Here is an 18,631-nt window from a genome sequence, read left to right as displayed (position 1 = left end):
CAAATCACTGTATCAAACCATACAATCAATTTTTATCCTATAGTTTAGTATGGAGGATAATCAAGTTTTTTAGGTGATAACGTAAATATTTCAAAACCATCTTTAGTCACGCCTAAAGTATGCTCAAATTGAGCCGATAATGATTTATCACGTGTAGTAACCGTCCATCCATCTAATTTACTTAATATAGTATCATAATTACCGGCATTTATCATAGGTTCAACGGTGAAAAACATCCCTTCTTCTAACGTTAGACCCGTGCCGCTGCGACCGTAATTTAATATTGATGGTTCGTCATGAAAAACTCTTCCAATACCGTGACCGGTATAATCTCTAACCACAGAATAATTATGTTTCTCGGCATAGCTTTGAATAGCATAGCCAATATCACCGAGTTTAGCACCGGGTCTAACTACTTCAATCCCTTTCATCATTGCATCATAAGTTACTTGAATAAGACGCTTTGGCTTAATTGCTACGTCACCGACATAATACATACGGCTAGTATCGCCGTACCAACCGTCTAAAATTACTGTAACATCAATATTTACTATATCACCGTTTTTTAACGGTTTATCGTTTGGAATGCCGTGACAAACCACATGATTTATAGAAGTACAAATCGATTTTGGAAAGCCTTTATAATTTAACGATGCAGGAATGGCATTATGAGAAGTAATAAAATTATGACAAAGGTCATTTAAACTATTAGTAGTGACATTCGGTTTTACGTAATCAGTAATAAAATCGAGCGTCTCTGCAGCTAATTTTCCAGCTAGCCGCATCTTTATGAAATCTTTTTCCGTGTGGATTTTTATGGTCATGAATTTTGGTTACCTTTCCCTCAAGTAAAAAAAATATATTTTTCATAATACAAAATGGTTCTTTTAATGTAAATAACTTATCCTATTATTGAGAAGTGTTGCTATGTTACTTGATTTAGGTTTTGGATATTATATAATTGTTAATATAATTATTATTTAACATAATGGGTGTAGTTAGGTTATTATTTGCTCTTTCTGTTGTAGCTTCACATTCAAATTCTCATCCATTTCTTAAATTTGTAGGTTTAGAAATCGCAGTACAATCTTTTTTCATGATTTCCGGCTTTTATATGGCTATGATTTAGAGCAATTATACAAGCAAAATAAAATTTTGGAAAAGTAGATATTTAAGGCTTTATCCTACTTATATCTTTTGTATTTTAGTTACTTTCTTCTTGCAGCAAAAATTTTCTTTTTTAAGTCAATTGTATAATCTTCCATTTCCGGCTGTTTTTTTTAATTTTTACAAACCTAACAATGTTTATTGGAATTAATAATAATACAGTACATTTTACAAAATACTTTATTGATTCCACCCCTCCTCTTTATCAATTTTTATTGATACCTCCTGGTTGATCAATTGGGTTAGAAATTTCTTTTTATTTAATAGCATCTTGGATTCTAAAAAAGAAAAATATCTATAATTTATATATCTTTAATTACTAGAATTATCCTTCAACTTAACGGATTTATAGGAGATCCTTGGTCTTATAGATTCTTTCCTTCTGAACTGGCAATTTTCTTAATTGGTAGTCAAGCATTTTATATTTATTCTGGTAAAGAAATAAACGAAAAAAAGTCTTGGCTTAGTCAATTACTCTATTTATATATTATATTAATAATTATTACTTTTCCTTTTATCCCAATAGAGCCTCAATTAAAAAAATTACTTTGTTATTGTTTATTTGCTCTATCTTTAGGAAAAATATTTGACTTAACCAAAGATAATAAGTTAGACAAATTAATTGCTTTACTCTCTTACCTAATATATTGTTGTCATTTAATTGTCTTGTATACCTCTAGTAAATGAAAAATTGTCAAAGAAGTCAGCAAGTGTTATTAAGTAAGAATGGATTTATAGAAAATTAACATCAGTAGAAAAAGAAGAATTAAAGCTTTACCATAGAAGCGAAAGGGATAAGAGGATTTGTGATAGAATCAAAGCTGTTTTCATGTATGATGATAGCTATAGTATTGATGAGATATCGAAAGTGTTATTACTGAGTGATGAAGGGATAAGAAAACATTTAATAGATTATCATAATGCTCAGAAGCTTAGGCCTGGAAATGGCGGTAGTGATAGTAACCTTACTAGACAGGAGGAAGCAGAGTTAATAGTTCATCTAGAAAATAATAATTATGTGTATGCTAGAGATATAGGTTTGTTCATAGAACGTCAATATGGAGTAATCTATACATTAGCTGGGGTAATCAAGCTATTACACAGACTTGGTTTTAGTTATCAGAAACCTAAGTTAATTCCTGGAAAAATAGATTTAGCTAAGCAAGAGGAATTTAAGCTGCAATATAGTTTGCTAAAAAATAATTTAGCTAAAGATGAGTCTATTTATTTTATGGATAGTGTTCATCCTCAATACCAAACTCGAGCAAGGTTTGGTTGGATTAGAAAGAATGTAGTTAAAACATTACCAAGTTTCAGTGGTTGGAAGCGTAAACATATTATTGGTGCTATTAATCTTAAGGATTTAGAGGTAGTAACAACTGACAATCCTAAGGTTAATGGTGATTATATTATTGAATTTTTAAAGGAATTAGAAGCAAATAATCAAGATAAAAGTAAGATTTATTTGATATGCGATAATGCTGGATATCATAGGTCAAAAAAGGTAAAAGAATATCTACAATACAGTAAAATAGAGTTACTATTTTTGCCAGCATATAGTCCTAATTTGAATCCAATTGAACGACTGTGGAAATTTATGCATTCTGTTGTAAGTAACAATAAATTTTATGCGAATTTTGAGACATTTACTGATTCTATACGAATATTTTTTGAAAATATTGAAAAATATAAAAATAAAATTTCTTCATTGGTAAATGACAATTTTCAAACCATTGTGCCTAATCATTTTAACAACTCTTCATGTTGAAGAAGTATATAATATATTACCTGCTATTTCATATTGGGCTGATAATGGGACATTTCTTAATACGTTGGTTACTTTTATAACAGTAATAATTATTTCTTTTTTAATTTATTTCTTTATTGAAAAGCCTATAGAATATTATAGAAAAAGATATAAAACTCATAATTTAGCTTAATATTTAAAACTATGCTATATTACATAAATAAAATTCTTTCAAACAATAAAGTACAAGCTGTTATCTTAGGGATAATTGGGTTTGCTATTGTTACTGTTCTCACGTCATATAATATAGACGATCCGTCTTTTAACTCGGTTACAACAGAGTATCCTAGTAATTTAGTCGGAATTCCTGGCTCTTATTTATCAGACTTTTTATATCAATTTTTTGGGTTGGCTGCTTTTATTATACCGCTTGCTTGCTTTGTTTGGGGTAGAAATTGTTGGTATGGAAGATATCGCGGCTCATTTATCCGTATATTTGTAATGTTGCTTGCTCTCATTAGCAGTAGCACATTATTATCTAAGATTAAGCTAGAATTCATACCTGCAAATGCAGGCGGAGCTGTTGGAATAATAGCTTCTAATTTTTTTGAGCGATTTACAAATCAACTATACGTATTATTAATATTTTTTACCTTTATTATATTAGTTGTTTTACTTGAAATTAAATTTACTTCTTTAAGTAATTTTATTATTAAGCTAGGTAAATTTTTAATCTATCGGGTACAATATTTTTTACATAATATATTTTCACAATTATCTTCAGTAAGATTATTCCCTACTAGCAATAATGATAAGATAAATATCACTTCTTCTTACCAAAAGCCTGTAAGTGAAAAAGTAAAATTCACTGAAGAAGCAAAACCCGTACCTGCAAATCCTATAAAATTCTTTAGCAAACCCCCAGCAGTTCCTAAAATATCTCAAAGCGAAATAGCAGAATTGCCGCCTATTTCGTTATTACGTGATCCTGAAAACCATCATGTAAAAGGGGCTTCTTCCTTAGAGCTAAAACAAAAAGCCGAGGAGCTATTAACCGTGCTGAATGATTTTGGAGTTAAAGGGCATATAATTAATATCAATCAAGGACCTGTTGTAACTCAATATGAATTTGAGCCGGCAGCAGGTACGAAAACATCAAGGGTAGTAGGATTATCCGACGATATAGCACGCTCGCTTTCGGCTCTATCGACAAGGATAGCAGTCATACCCGGTAAAAATGTGCTTGGCATTGAGCTTCCTAATAAGCAGCGTGAATTCTTTTGTTTAAAAGAACTGATAGAAACTCCCGAATACCAAGACAAATCAACTTTATTACCATTAGTTTTGGGTAAAGATTTAGCAGGTAAGCCGCTGATTGCCGATCTTGCTAAAATGCCTCATTTATTAGTAGCAGGAACCACTGGCTCAGGTAAATCGGTCGGTATTAACGCTATGATAGTCTCGCTCTTGTACCGCTATACTCCTGAAGAATGCCGCTTTATCATGATTGACCCGAAAATGCTTGAATTATCGGCTTATGATGGAATACCGCATTTGCTAACTCCTGTGGTAACCGAGCCTTCTAAAGCGGTAGTTGCTCTTAAATGGGCGGTTAAGGAAATGGAAAATCGCTATAGAATGATGAGCAATATCGGTGTTAAGAATATTGCAGGTTATAATACAAAAATCTTAGAAGCGGTTAAAGAGAATAGAGTAATTGAGCGTTCAATTCAAACGGGTTTTGACCCTGAAACAGGTAAACCTATTTACGAAACCGTTACGATGAATATGGAAAAGCTACCTTACATAGTGGTTATTGTCGATGAGATGGCTGATTTAATGCTAGTTGCCGGTAAGGATATCGAGATGTTGATTCAAAGGCTTGCTCAGATGGCAAGAGCGGCAGGCATCCATATTATTATGGCAACTCAAAGACCTTCTGTAGACGTTATTACCGGTGTCATTAAAGCCAACTTTCCAAGCCGTATTAGCTTTAAAGTTACCTCTAAAATCGATAGCCGAACGATTTTAGGCGAGCAAGGCTCCGAGCAGTTACTCGGTATGGGTGATATGTTATTTATGGGTAATACTTCAAAGATAAGTAGGGTACACGGACCGTTTGTTAATGAAGCCGAAATCGAGAAAATTACGGAATATTTGAAAGAGACCGGTACGCCTGAATATATCTCTGCCGTTACCGAGCAACCTGAAGAAGACGATAGTAGCATTGATATCGGTGACGGCACATCTGATGAAGTGCTTTACAAAAAAGCCGTGCAGATAGTGCGTGACGAACGTAAATCCTCCATTAGCTATATCCAAAGATCGCTTAGAATCGGCTATAACAAAGCTGCCAACTTAGTTGAGAAGATGGAGAAAGAGGGAATAGTTTCGCCTCCTAATCATACAGGTAAAAGAGAGATATTACTGCCTGAGAGGTAAATGTCATTCTCGTATTCTTAATGTCATCCCCGCGAAAGCGGGAATCCAGTACTTTTAGCTGTCATCCCGTGGCTTGACCACGGGATGACGCGGTAGATTCTCGCTTCCGCGGGAATGACATCGGTATCCACGCAACAATGCCGCCCTAGGCTGCGTGGCAATCTCGTCAAATATCCTGAGATTGCTTCGTCAATTGCTATGCAATTTCCTCGCAATGACGGCTCGGCTTACATTTTTCATTGACATTATTATTAATATATTTTAATAATTGCCGCTGCAATATATTAAATAATGGAAATAATTCAATGACTATCTCTAATACTGGAACCAGATACCCAAGTTACTACATCCCATATACCAAAACTACTTCTAATATAATATCACGTCTTAAAGCTTTAAAAGCTAAGATAGCGAAAGTAAACCCGATGGCTATAAGAGGTAATAAATGGTCGGATTTACATATAGCGGTAGGAGCTAAAGAAATAAAGTTAGTAAAAGCCTTATGTAATGAAAAAAATATTAATGCTACAGATGCTAAATGTAGAACTCCTTTGGAGTTAGCAATACTTGGTAATGATTTAGAAACAGTAAAATTTTTAGTTCAGATGGGAGGAAAAATTGCTCCTAACATGTATGGTTGGTCTGCTATTCATTTAGCAATAAAAATCGGTAATGTAGAAATGGTAGAATATTTATATGAAAATACGGAATTTCAAAAGTACGATAAATATGGATATACTTTACATGATTGGGCAGAAGCAATGGGGTGTGGAGAAATAGTACGGTTTTTTCATGATAAAAATCATAATAATAAAACCCCTTTAGAGTTAGCCGTAGAATCGAAGAACATTTCATCAGTAAAAGCATTAATTAGCAAAGGTGCTAAATTTGATATTAAAAGCGAACTCGGTTATAAGATTTTTGAACTTGCTATTGATTCTGAAGATATGAAATTAATAGAGTATCTAGTAAATCATACGCTAGTCGGTAAAAACACGGGGCAGCAAACTCTTCTAGAAAAAGTAGCTCAAATTTATGACAAGAATATAAATCTCTCGAAACTAGTAAAAGTTTTGATTAAAGATAATGCAGGATTTGATAAAGCTTTAGGACAAAAGCTTTTACAAAAAGCAATATATGCTGATGATTTGGAGTTAGTAGAAACTTTATATAGTAAGGGTGTTGATGCCCAGTATAAAGACCCATTAGGACGTAGCGGCTTACATCATGCTATAAAAGCTAATTGCGGTGAAGAATTAATCCAGTTTTTGATTGAACACACTACGGATATTAATTATCGTGATAAATCGGGCTTAAATCCTCTAGGCTTAGCAAAGAGTAATAATTGTACCGTAGCTACAAAATTATTACTCGAAGCCGGTGCTTATGACGATTATATGTATGATGATGTTATTAAGGTGTTAGGAGAATACGGATACTAAATAGTCATTGTGAGCGGGCGTTGCCTGCGTGGAGCGATTCCCTCCCTGTCCATCCTGGGGCTTGACCACGGGATCCAGTTAAAAATACTAAAATTATTAGTATTTTTATTGTTTTTTTTTGATACCGTGGTCAAGCCACGGTATGATACCGAACGGATTGTTGGGTCCACGCAATAAGGTCTTCCCGCGTGGACCGGTAAATGCTCTTATGTCATTCCCGCGGAGGCGGAAATCCAGAAAAAATAATTAAAAAAATGCTATAAATTAGCATTTTTACTGGATTGCTTCGTCGAATTACTATGTAATTCTTCTCGCAATGACGGAAAACCGGTCCACGCCGCAAAGCTACCGCCCCTGCAGAATGCAAATGCCACATATTCATACTAAATTTGTAAAATATTATATATAATTATTAATCATAATAGAAATATTAAAAAAATTGTATTAGAATTGTAACACTTCCTAAGTTATTTAATTTTTATAAAGGTTTACATATTATGGCGAATATTTCTACAAAATTATTTCAAAAAGCAATTCAAAAAGGTCTTAAGACCGCTTTATTCACCACCTCAACCGCAGCGATAATGCTGAGTAGTAGAGCGGGGCACTCGGTGCTGCAACGATAGATGCAAATACAAACTTTACCGTAGGAGCGGGCCTTAATCCTGCAGGACCGTTTGGTGGTGGTGTTTTACAGTATGGAAATGATACTGTTACGGTTGACGCTGATGCAGCAGTAAACATTACGGCAATAGATGTACACGGTTTCGCTCCAGATTTATTTACGGTAAATGAGGATATTTCTTTAGGTTTTGTTTTGCTCGGTGGCGGTACGGCATTTCCTGTTAGCATTAGTAATAACTTTACGCTAACTTTAACCGGTGAAAATGGATTAGGAACTGGTGACGCCGATACTTATGACGGTTTGGGGAATATTACCTTAAACGGTGCCGACGCAGGTTTAACTATAAATTCCGGAACCCCAAACTTGATAATGCTTTGACGGGACTATAGACGGTGGAGCTGCCGGGCAGGGTGTATTAAGAGTTAGCACAAATACCACTTTTGCTGCTGCGGTAGGTGCAACTAAGAGCTTAGCTTCAATAACTGTTGATGCTGGCGTAACCATAGATAATGCTACTATGCTTGCAGCAACGAATATTGTTGTGAATGGTGGTAAAGTTGATGCAACAAATGTGACCATTAATAATGGAGCAGCGGATGTAAAGGCAGCAAACGCAATCACGGCAGCAGTAAATTTTGCAGTAGACGGTGCGTTAACAGCAAATAACGGTATAACCGGAGCAGTAACTGCAGCAGGGGGTAACGGTACATTAACAACAGCCGGAGTAGGGGTTACCGGAGCGGTAGGTACAAATGGAGCATCTCTAAAAGCTCTGAATGCTAAAGTTGATAATGGTGCTGCGGATCTTGTTTTTACAAGTGATATTTATGCACAAACCGTAAATTTTGCTAGTGTTGCAAATAATGGAAATAATGCAGTCGGTACGATACAAGTCGGCGGTAATTTAGTAGCTACAAACGTAAACTTCAGTGCTAATGCAGCCGGTGGTACTTTAGAGTTTAACGGTCCCGGCGGTAACACTTATAACTTAAGCGGAATTATAGCAAACGGTGCTACCGGTATACTTAATATTAATGCCGGTGGTACAGTGGTTGCAAATGATGCTAGTATAGGCACAGTTGCACAAATTGACATTCAAGATAATAAGTCTTTTGCAATAAATGCTAAGAACGCTGATGTTGATATATTAAACGCTCAAGCGATTAATTTTAAAGGAGTAAACTCAAAGCTTTTCTTACTTAACGATAGTACTACAGATAATAGAGTTATAACTCTTAAAAATGATTTACCGGCGTTTGCAACCGGTGGCGGTACGTTACTTCTTGCTGGTACAACAAAACTTGTAACCTTACAAGGTGACGGTGGAGCTAAAACAATAGGTACGGCAGGAAGTGAATTAGCATCATTAAATGTTTTAGGTAGTGTAGCCTTTAATAATATAGATACTACGAATGTTCTCGCATTTAATATCTTAGGTACTACAAATTTTGTTGATGTAGGCGGTATTACTAACCAAATTAATGTAATAAATATCGGTGCTGCAGGTGTATCGCCTGCAGGTGCAGCGATTGCTGCCGCTGGTGGTTCTTATACGATTGATGCAAATGGCGGTAATGTAGGAATTTTAGCAAACGGTCAGACTATTAATTTTGCTCATGAAGACGCAACTTTAGTATTAAAAAATAGTGCAGCCGGTAACGGTACGATAACATTAAATGCTGTACTTGATCCATTAGCTCCAAATAAAGGTAAACTTGCTGTAGATTCAGGAGCTGCGGGCGGGAAAGTAATTCTTGCAAGTGTCGGAAATGCTACTTACGGTACTGTAGTAAATAAATTAAAAGAATTAGAATTTAGAGGAAACGGAACATTCCAAATAGATACTGAGATATTTGTTAACGATTTAGAATTATTAGTGCCGGCAGTTACCTATAATAAGGATATCAACTCTAATTTATCATTCGGTGCTGCTACTGCTTTAACTCAAAACGGTAATATTAACGGTAATATAGATTTCAATAATCAAGCAGCAGTTATAACACTTGGTGCAAATAAAAATATCACCGGTAGTGTTACAAGTACCGGCGGTGTTAACGGTACAATCATTGCAACCGGTGCAAGTACTATTAATGGACCTATTACTAATATTGCTATGTTGAAAGTAGGTACCGGGGCTGTAAGCATAACCCAAGGCGGTAATACTAGTATTACTGAAATCCAAGGTAACGGTACTGCACTCTTAACATTACCTGCAAACTTTAACTTAACAGGCAGCATAAATAAAACTGGCGGTCAGGCTCTGAAGTTAAACTTCACGAATGGCGGTAGTGTTAGAGGTGTTGTAGGGACTGCGGCTAATTCGGTTGGTGATATCACAACGGCAGGCACAACAAACTTTGCAAGCAGTGTTAATGCAAAAGGTGCGGAGACGCTCGGCGGTACTACAAGTTTTGCCGATACATTTACTAACACCGGTGCAGTTACTTTAGCTAAAGCTTCTATCACTAATTTTGCTAAAAATGTAACGGCTACCAGTTTTGCAGCTAATAATGCTACTATTAATTTCGGTAATAGCCTAGCCTTTAATAGTAATATAACAGGTAGCGGTACTACACTTACTTTAGGTACAAATCAAGTAACATATACCGGTACCGGTAGCTTTACCGATACGCTAACCTTAAATACTACTTTTGACGGAGCAGCTAAGTCAGGAGGTAATATCCTAATTAAATCAGGTAGTACTCTTGATTTATCAGGGGTTTCAACTTTAGCACTTGTTGTTACTACTACTAATTTCGACATTAATAATATAAGTCCGGATACAAAATATACGGTAATATCTGCAGAAGCGGCAGGTGGATTAAAGCCTACTCCCGCAGGTAATGTTAAAGTAACCGTTAATAATGACAACTGCTTTGTCAACTTTACTTTTGATGAATCGACTTTAACGTTATTTGCGAAAGATGTATCTCAAGAAGTTATAGATAACGACTTCAAACCGGGCGGACCGCTTGCAAATATCCCAAATGCTGCAAATATAAAGAAATCGCTTGAGTTAATGGAGCAAGCACCAATCGGTTCAGATGCACGTTTAGCTTTCGGTAACTGGGGTAAACTGAATCCAATCCAAGAAGCAGATGCTGTAACTCACCTCATGCAAGACGTTGTAAAGCCTAGCGATACTATAGCTGCTATTAATAATCAAGTTATACTAAGTAATATCTCAAGTAGCTTAATTAATCTAAATGCTAGAATGGATGCAATACAGCCGGCTGCCGTAGCTGCCGGTGATGAGGACAGAGATGCTAAGTTTGGTGCATGGATAAGTCCGTTTGTCGGTAATGCAACGCAGAAGATGCGTAACAATATAAGCGGTTATAAGTCGGATACAACCGGTGGCACTATAGGTTTTGACGGCTTAGTTAGCGATGATCTAGCACTAGGGGCTGCATATACAAGAGCCGATACCGATATTAAGCTGAAAAATAATAAGACGGGCGATAAGAATAAGGTAGAGAGTAACATCTATTCCGTATACGGTTTATATAATGTACCTTATGAAAATCTCTTCGTTGAAGCTATAGCATCTTACTCAGATAATAAGATAAGAAGTAAATCAAGACGCGTTATTGCAACGGCACTAGAGACTGTCGGCTATCAAACCGCAAGCGGTAAGTATAAATCTGAAAGCTATACAGGTCAGTTAATGGCTGGTTATACCTATATGATGCCTGAAAATATTAACCTAACACCGCTTGCAGGGCTTAGATATTCAGCTATCAAAGATAAGAGCTATAAGGAAACCGGTACTACTAACCAAAACCTTATAGTTAAAGGCAAGAACTATAATAGCTTCGATGGTTTACTCGGTGCTAAAGTATCAAGTAATATCAATGTCAATGAAGAAGTAGTGCTAACACCTGAGCTTTACGCAATGGTTGATTATGCATTCAAGAATAAAGTTCCGGCGATTGATGCAAGATTGCAAGGTATTATGACTGCTCCTTTCCCAACCAACAGCTTTAAGCAAAGCAAAACAAGCTTTGATGTCGGCGTCGGTGTTACTGCTAAGCACAAAATGATGGAATACGGTATTAACTACGATACCAATATCGGAAGTAAGTATTTCGCTCAGCAAGGTAGTGTAAAAGTACGTGTAAACTTCTAATGTCATCCTGTGGGACTCCTTTTATGTCATTCCTGTGAAAGCAGGAATCCAGGGTAAAGAGAGATAAATCGAGCTTTTTAAAAGTTTTTAATTACTAGATTCCCGCTTCCGCGGGAATGACATAGAGTATGTTTTCCGAACCACGCAGGAATAACATTGAACGTCTACAAAAAACAATAAAAAAGCCTATATAGTTTGACTATATAGGCTTTTTTGCTTTATAATGTACTATTGTGTATATTTGTACTGTGTCATACCGTGACTTGTCCACGGTATCCAGTCTTTTTTTTATGGACCCCGCAGGTACAAGCCACGGGGTGACACTGAGGAAAATTATGTTAGATAATATTAGAAAAACTGCCGATAGTTTTATAATGCGAGTTTTATTCGCAATGATAGCTTTTGCTTTTGTCGGCTTTGGTATTAAAGATGTATTAAACGGAAGAAGAAACGGTGATATTGTTACTTTTTCTCATGTGAAAAATATCTCCCAAGAAGATTTTTTGAGAGCGAAATCTTTAGAAATTAATGCTATAAGTAAGCAAACAGGAACAAGTTTAACGGATGAAGAAATAGCACAGTTAAATATTGATAACCGAATCCTAAAAAGGCTTGTTTACGATAATGTTTTAGATTATTTAGTTGGCTATTACGACTTAGATCTAAGTGATGACACAGTTAAAATTTTAGTCAAAGAATCACCGGTTTTTAAAAATGAGCAAGGTGTTTTCGATATAAAAATTTTTAAAACTTATTTTAGAAATTCTTATATGGATGAAGAAAAATATTTATTAAACTTCAAAGAAAAAGCTCTAAAAAATATTTTTGTCGGTACTTTTGTAGAAAGTTTCTATGTTCCTAAAGCTATGACTGACAATATAGTAGATTATATGGCTGAAAAAAGAGAAGTAGAATTAGTGCAGATAGATTTACAAAATAAACCGAAAGATTTACAAATCTCTACTCCTACCGATCAGCAATTAAAGGATTTTTACCAAGATAATAAAACCTCGTTTGAAGTACCTGAGAAACGCAGCTTTTCTTATATTAAAGCTAATATTAAGGATTTAAAAGTCTCAGTTACTCAAGATGAGTTGTTAGAGTTTTATAATGAAAATAAAGATGAATTCGGTGATCAAAGTTTTGAAGCAGTACAGAAACAATTACAGGATTTATTAAAGGCTCAAAAAATCGATATACTTAATATGGAGTTTGCTAAAAAGCTGGAAGATGAGACGGCAGCCGGTTCTAGCTTAGTTGAAATTGCCGAAAAATATAAGCTACCGATACAAAACGTTAACTATATAAGTTATGCAGAGCTTATTGAAGATAAAATAATTTCCGAAAATGTTGATAGTATTTTTGAGCTTTCGGAAGGAGAATTATCTTATCCTATAGAAGCAGAAGATAAAAGCTATCTTATATTGGTAGAATTAAAGTCGATTCAGCCGGCAAAAATACCTGAATTTGACGCTATTAAAGAGCAAGTAAATAAAGCTTGGATAAAGCGGAATATTGCAGATGTAAACTTAAAAATTATCAAGGATTTAGCAAAGGAGTATAATTCAGATCAAGAGAACATAAAAGAGCTTAAAGCTACCGGAATAAAAATAAGCAAAAAAAGCTATATTAGATCCGAAATGGAAAATGATCTAACCCTAACTCCTGAAATATTATTATCAATTTTTAATACTAAAATAGGAAGTAATACACCTATATTCCAAGTAGGTGATGAAGTATATTTTGCACATATTAAATCTAGAACTATCGATGAATTAACGGCTAAAAATATTCATATAAATTCAGAAAAAAATATAATATATAATATTAAAAATTCTGTAATTGACGAGCTAATTAACTACACAATTATTCAGAATGATATGCAAGTAAAAGCTAATTTTAGTAAGTAGGGAAAGTATCTCTAATGTCATTCCCGCGAAAGCGGGAATGACATAAAAAGAGACCAATATAAAACAAACATTATAAACAAAAAAATAGAACTATGAGCTTTAAAGATTTACCGGAGTTTTTAAAATTTTTAGAAAAAAACGGTGAGTTAAAGCGTATTTCTATTGAAGTTAAAACTGACCTAGAAATTACTGAAATCAGTAGAAGAGTATTAGCACAAGGCGAACCTGCATTACTTTTTGAAAATGTTATAAAAGCCGACGGCACTAAATCCGATATACCTGTTCTAACTAATCTTTATGCTAGTATAAATCGTATTTGTATGGGACTTAAACTTAAGTCACCCAAAGAATTAAGAGAGCTTGGCGTTTTACTAGCATTCCTTAAACAGCCGCAACCTCCCGCATCTTTTAAAGAAACATTATCAATGTTACCTCTTGCTAAGCGTGTCTTTGCTATGTCTCCTAAAACAATATCAAAAGCAGCCTGTCATGAAATCGTCATTGACAAACCGAATATCAATATATTGCCGATCCAAAGATGTTGGCCTGATGATATTGCGCCTTTAATTACCTGGGGGATAGTAGTTACTAAAGGACCTAGTAATGATAAAATAGATAATTACAACCTTGGTATATATAGGATGCAAACAATAGCTCCTAATAAGCTATTGATGCGTTGGTTAAAGTTACGGGGCGGAGCAGAGCATCATAAACGTTGGAAAGAAGCAAAAAAAGAGCCGTTTCCTGCCGCTATCGTTATTGGGGCAAATCCAGCGGTAACTTTGGCAGCGGTTACACCGATACCTGAGAATATCTCAGAATATAATTTTGCAGGTTTACTCGGTAATGAAAAAATAGCACTGGTGCAATGCAAAACTATTGACTTAAAAGTACCTGCACATAGTGAAATAGTGCTAGAAGGTTATGTAAGTTTAGAGGAATATTTGCCTGAAGGCCCTTTTGGGGATCATACCGGATATTATAATGATGTTGAGGAGTTTCCGGTCTTTACCGTCACTGCAATAACGATGAAGAAAAATCCAGTATATTTAAGTACCTATACCGGAAAACCGCCTGATGAGCCGTCAATCTTAGGTGAAGCATTAAATGAAATCTTTATTCCTATCTTGCAGCAGCAATTTCCGGAAATAGTCGATTTTTGGCTTCCACCTGAAGGTTGTTCATATAGAGTCGCGGTAGTATCGATTAAAAAATCTTATTCCGGTCATGCTAAAAGAATAATGCTTGGGATTTGGTCGTACTTACGGCAATTTATGTATAGTAAGTTTATTATAGTTGTAGATGATGATATTGATGTTCGTAATTGGCAAGAAGTAATTTGGGCAATAGCAACAAGAAGCGATCCAAGGCGCGATACGAGCTTTATAGATAATTCTCCAATAGATTATTTAGATTTTGCATCACCTGATTCAGGGCTTGGTAGTAAAATGGGAATAGATGCAACCGATAAAATATACCCTGAGACAAATAGAAAATGGGGTAAAAAAATAGAAATGAGTAAGGAAGTTATCGACAAGGTTGATAGTATGTGGGATGGTTTAAAGATATAGGGTTGCTTTATGTCATTCCCGCGAAAGCGGGAATCCAGAAAAATAACTTCAAATATCGGTATAAAAGTTATTGACTTAAAAAATAGGCTAAAATAATAAAAAAATCTTTAATATCAAGATTTTTTAGTCTGGATTCCCACTTTCGCGGGAATGACATAGAGAGCCATACAATCATATAACATTATCAGAACTAAACATGTATAACATCCCGCACGAGACGATCATTAATAATTTCAAAGAAATAGCCGATAAATATCAAGAGCTTATTTTGCATTTCATGCAAGGTAGGGGGAGTATGATATCTAGGAGCCTAATTGATAGTGATAAAAACAGGATTATAGCTTCTTTAATGGTAGAACAGTTTTGGGCAAATCCTGAAAAATTTTGGCAGCTTAATATTGAATATATTGATAAGTTAAGAGAGCTTACAACGAATAGCTTTGCAAAATTTGTCGGTAGTCCGGCAAAAGCTGTATTTTCTCCGGATAATCGAGATAAAAGATTTAAAGATTCTTCATGGGAGGATAATGCTTATTTTGACTTTGTTAAACAATATTATTTACTATCTAGTGAGTGGCTTAAGAAGAGTATAGAACAGTATGAGTTATCAAATGATCTCAAGCAACATTTAGAGTTTGTAACTAAACATTTTATCGATGCTTTTTCACCTTCAAATTTTGCTTTTTGTAACCCAAAAGTTTTACGTGAAACATTACAAAGCGGCGGTCAAAATCTAGTACAGGGATTAGAAAATTTTTTAAGAGATATAAAAAGTTCAGGTGATATATTAAATATTAAAACTACCGATAAATCCGCCTTTAAACTCGGTCAAAATATTGCGGCAACAAAAGGAAAAGTTATATTCCAAAATGATTTAATGCAATTAATATGCTATGAACCGAAAGAGAAAGTTCATAAGATTCCGATATTTATTATTCCGCCATGTATAAATATATTATATACTCGATTTATCTCCGCACAATTCTCTAGTATCTTTTTTGGTAGAAAATAATTTTCAAGTTTTTCTTATTTCATGGGTTAACCCTGATATTTCTCTATCGGAAAAAGGCTTCGAGGATTACTTAAAAGACGGTATTTTAGCACCTTTTGAGTATGTGAGAAACCTTGGTTTTAAAAAAATTGATTTTGTCGGATATTGCATGGGTGGTACGTTCCTTGCTATAATTATCGCCTACTTTAAAGTAAAAAAAATGGATTCTATTCACAGTAGCACTTTCTTTACTACTTTGCTTGATTATACTCACCCGGGCGAGCTTGGAATATTTTTTAATGAAGCTACGATTAATTACATTAAAGAAGATATAAAGCTAAAGGGCTATTTTGATGGACAATATTTATCAAATAGTTTTAGTTTGCTAAGTGCAAATGATCTAATTTGGACGTTTTTTGTCAATAATTATTTGCTTGGTAAAAAAACTATGCCTTTTGATTTGCTATATTGGAATGCGGATTCTACTAACTTGCCGGCAAAAATGTATGAGGAATATTTACAAAATACATAGTGTAATAACTTGCTAAAAGAGTCTAATAATTTAGAGCTACTCGGAACAAAAATAGATCTTGGAAAAGTTGATTGCAACACTTTTTTCGTAGCCGCAAAAGAAGATCATATAGCTCCATGGCGTTCAATATATGATGGAGTAAAATTATTAAACGGACATAAGATTTTTTGTCTCACGGATTCAGGGCATGTAGCAGGTGTAGTTAATCCTCCTGCGATTGCTAAATATAATTATCGGCTTAACGATGACTTAAGTTTAAGTAGTCATGAGTGGCTTATGAAAGCTACGGAATATGAAGGCTCATGGTGGCACTATTGGCTTGATTGGCTTATAAAAAATAATGATAATAAGGCTAGTAGATTCTTTAGATTATCAGAATCTAGAGGCTATTGAAGAGGCTCCAGGCAGTTATGTAAGAAGATAGGTGTTGTTACTTCTATGTCATTCCCGCATGGATAGAAAAAAGCACTCGATGTCATACCGTGGCTTGACCACAGTATCCATAAAAACAATGAAAAATACTAATAATTTTAGTATTTTTAACTGGATCCCGCGATCAAGTCGCGGGGGGATGACAGAGGTAAAATTGATCCACGCGGGAATGACATACAACCACACACAACGCCTAAAATATAAATAAGTCATGAAGAGAAAAAATAATAAATTTATAGAAATATCTATTGTCTTTATCTTGGGAGTTGCTTTAGGTATTTATGGACAAAATCCGGATTATTTTACTAATCTAATAAATCAAAAATCATTAGCTTCATCTGCACCGAAAATAAAGCATTACAATATTTCAGAGCTTTCAAGAAGTAAAGTTAGTACATGTTTTACTCCTCCTGCCGGTTGTACTAAGTTTATAGCAAATCAGATAGATAGAGCTGAAGAATCTATTTATATGCAAGCATATGGTATGAGTGATGCGTTAATTACTACTGCACTTATTAATGCACAGATGCAAGGAGTAAAAGTTAGAATATTGCTTGATCGTAGTAATCTTAAGCAAAAATTTTCTAAATTGCATGAATTACAACGAGCAAAAATTGATGTGGATATAGATAAAGTACCGGGAATCGCTCATAATAAAGTTATAATTATTGATAAAAAGAAAGTAATAACCGGTTCGTTTAATTTCACGGCTGCTGCTGATAAACGTAATGCTGAAAATGTAATTATTATAGAAGATCAGGAATTAGCAGAGTCTTATTTACAAAATTGGTTAAACAGGAAAGCGAATAATTGAGGGGAACGCCGTTATTGCGTGCGATACCCGAGCCGTCATTGCGAGCAGCCATATGTCCCCTTTATGTCATTCCCGCGAAAGCGGGAATCCAGAAAAAAGTATAAATACAGTAAATTTTTGAAATTAAAAGCTCGATTTATCTCGCTTTATTATGGATTCCTGCTTTCGCAGGAATGAAATAAAAAAATAGTTAAAAATTACGCAGATTTCTTATTAAAGTTTTTTTGTACTTGTTCTGCCATATTTTGCATATTATTAGAAGCATGATGAACATTTTCGGCAATATGCTTATTTGTGGCTTCTAATATTTTGTTTGAAGACTCATAAGCAATACTTGCTAATTCCTTAGCATTATCCATAGATGTTTCATAAATAGATTGTAAACATTTTTGATGACATTCACTGGCTTGTTTGAAATCTTTAGAATTTGCTGCTTCTTTAGTAGTATTCAAAATAGTATTAACATTATTTTGTATAATCTCGGAATTTTTCTTAAGCAAAGATTGCATGCTTTCTGTAGCAATTTGATTAGTTGTTAAAAGAATATTCATAGCTCTTTGCATTGTATTTGTGATAGATGAAAGATTACACTAGGGATATTTTTCATAGAACTCATATAAAATTCCGGATTCATATAGGATTTCATTAAATCTAAAAATTGTGTATTATTTAACATTATTCATTCTCCTAAAATAAATTAAATTTTTTACTTAAAAAATTTTTTGTGTTTTATTTTGTGTTTTATAGGTTACGTATATGTAAACATAAACCCTCAATTCGTGCTAACATTTATAAAATTATGAGTCAATAATTGTTAGCATTAAGAATA

General features: G+C 34.4%; 13 protein-coding genes and 3 pseudogenes. 12 read left to right on the top strand and 4 right to left on the bottom strand.

What is annotated here, in order from left to right; all coding sequences use genetic code 11:
• Positions 1–44: 44 nt before the first annotated feature.
• Entirely contained in the window at positions 45–824 is a 780-nt protein-coding gene (gene map / locus AC5584_RS07565) for a type I methionyl aminopeptidase (protein ID WP_499216366.1), read from the bottom strand.
• A 1,073-nt stretch (positions 825–1,897) separates the two neighbouring features.
• On the opposite strand from map, the gene AC5584_RS07560 reads away from it, so the two are divergent.
• The 4 genes and pseudogenes from AC5584_RS07560 to AC5584_RS07545 all read left to right on the top strand — a co-directional run bounded on the left by AC5584_RS07560 (position 1,898) and on the right by AC5584_RS07545 (position 6,798).
• Positions 1,898–2,935, top strand: a complete 1,038-nt coding sequence (locus AC5584_RS07560) for an IS630 family transposase (RefSeq protein ID WP_499217042.1) — start codon at positions 1,898–1,900, stop codon at positions 2,933–2,935.
• A 183-nt stretch (positions 2,936–3,118) separates the two neighbouring features.
• Positions 3,119–5,356 (top strand): DNA translocase FtsK, encoded by a 2,238-nt coding sequence (locus AC5584_RS07555; protein WP_499216365.1) that lies wholly within the window; start codon positions 3,119–3,121, stop codon positions 5,354–5,356.
• 425 nt (positions 5,357–5,781) lie between these two features.
• A pseudogene (locus AC5584_RS07550) lies at positions 5,782–6,144 on the top strand (ankyrin repeat domain-containing protein); the annotation flags it as partial.
• Positions 6,118–6,798 (top strand): ankyrin repeat domain-containing protein, encoded by a 681-nt coding sequence (locus AC5584_RS07545; protein ID WP_499217041.1) that lies wholly within the window; start codon positions 6,118–6,120, stop codon positions 6,796–6,798. The pseudogene AC5584_RS07550 and the gene AC5584_RS07545, both read left to right, overlap by 27 nt.
• Here the strand turns inward: AC5584_RS07545 and AC5584_RS07540 are convergent.
• Positions 6,795–6,968 (bottom strand): hypothetical protein, encoded by a 174-nt coding sequence (locus AC5584_RS07540; protein ID WP_499217096.1) that lies wholly within the window; start codon positions 6,966–6,968, stop codon positions 6,795–6,797. The two genes, AC5584_RS07545 and AC5584_RS07540, sit on opposite strands and share 4 nt — an antisense overlap.
• A gap of 791 nt (positions 6,969–7,759) precedes the next feature.
• Positions 7,760–7,927: a hypothetical protein gene (locus AC5584_RS07535; protein WP_499216364.1), complete on the bottom strand. Its 168-nt coding sequence runs from the start codon at positions 7,925–7,927 to the stop codon at positions 7,760–7,762.
• A gap of 37 nt (positions 7,928–7,964) precedes the next feature.
• Between AC5584_RS07535 and AC5584_RS07530 the strand changes: the two are divergent.
• From AC5584_RS07530 to pld, 8 genes and pseudogenes are all read left to right on the top strand, one after another.
• A pseudogene (locus AC5584_RS07530) lies at positions 7,965–11,552 on the top strand (autotransporter outer membrane beta-barrel domain-containing protein); the annotation flags it as partial.
• A 335-nt stretch (positions 11,553–11,887) separates the two neighbouring features.
• Positions 11,888–13,462 (top strand): SurA N-terminal domain-containing protein, encoded by a 1,575-nt coding sequence (locus AC5584_RS07525; RefSeq protein ID WP_499163022.1) that lies wholly within the window; start codon positions 11,888–11,890, stop codon positions 13,460–13,462.
• A gap of 92 nt (positions 13,463–13,554) precedes the next feature.
• Positions 13,555–15,033, top strand: a complete 1,479-nt coding sequence (locus tag AC5584_RS07520; RefSeq protein ID WP_499216363.1) for a UbiD family decarboxylase — start codon at positions 13,555–13,557, stop codon at positions 15,031–15,033.
• Positions 15,034–15,229: 196 nt separating this feature from the next.
• On the top strand, positions 15,230–16,045 hold the full coding sequence (locus AC5584_RS07515) for a poly(3-hydroxyalkanoate) synthetase (protein WP_499216362.1): 816 nt from the start codon (positions 15,230–15,232) through the stop codon (positions 16,043–16,045).
• On the top strand, positions 16,032–16,556 hold the full coding sequence (locus tag AC5584_RS07510) for an alpha/beta fold hydrolase (RefSeq protein ID WP_499216361.1): 525 nt from the start codon (positions 16,032–16,034) through the stop codon (positions 16,554–16,556). Before AC5584_RS07515 ends, AC5584_RS07510 begins: the two co-directional genes overlap by 14 nt.
• A 9-nt stretch (positions 16,557–16,565) precedes the next feature.
• Positions 16,566–16,949 (top strand): hypothetical protein, encoded by a 384-nt coding sequence (locus AC5584_RS07505; protein WP_499217095.1) that lies wholly within the window; start codon positions 16,566–16,568, stop codon positions 16,947–16,949.
• Between the two features lie 31 nt (positions 16,950–16,980).
• Positions 16,981–17,196, top strand: coding sequence for a hypothetical protein (locus tag AC5584_RS07500; RefSeq protein ID WP_499216360.1), 216 nt, complete (start codon positions 16,981–16,983; stop codon positions 17,194–17,196).
• A gap of 3 nt (positions 17,197–17,199) precedes the next feature.
• Positions 17,200–17,802: a phospholipase D gene (pld, locus tag AC5584_RS07495; protein ID WP_499216359.1), complete on the top strand. Its 603-nt coding sequence runs from the start codon at positions 17,200–17,202 to the stop codon at positions 17,800–17,802.
• Positions 17,803–17,999: 197 nt separating this feature from the next.
• Here the strand turns inward: pld and AC5584_RS07490 are convergent.
• Positions 18,000–18,478, bottom strand: a pseudogene (locus tag AC5584_RS07490) (phasin family protein).
• Positions 18,479–18,631 lie beyond the last annotated feature (153 nt).

Source organism: Rickettsia endosymbiont of Villa modesta, assembly GCF_964026485.1.
GTDB classification, from domain to species: Bacteria; Pseudomonadota; Alphaproteobacteria; order Rickettsiales; family Rickettsiaceae; genus Rickettsia; species Rickettsia asembonensis.
Note: the sequence above shows the minus strand (reverse complement) of the source record. Positions and strands in the feature narration are given on the sequence as shown.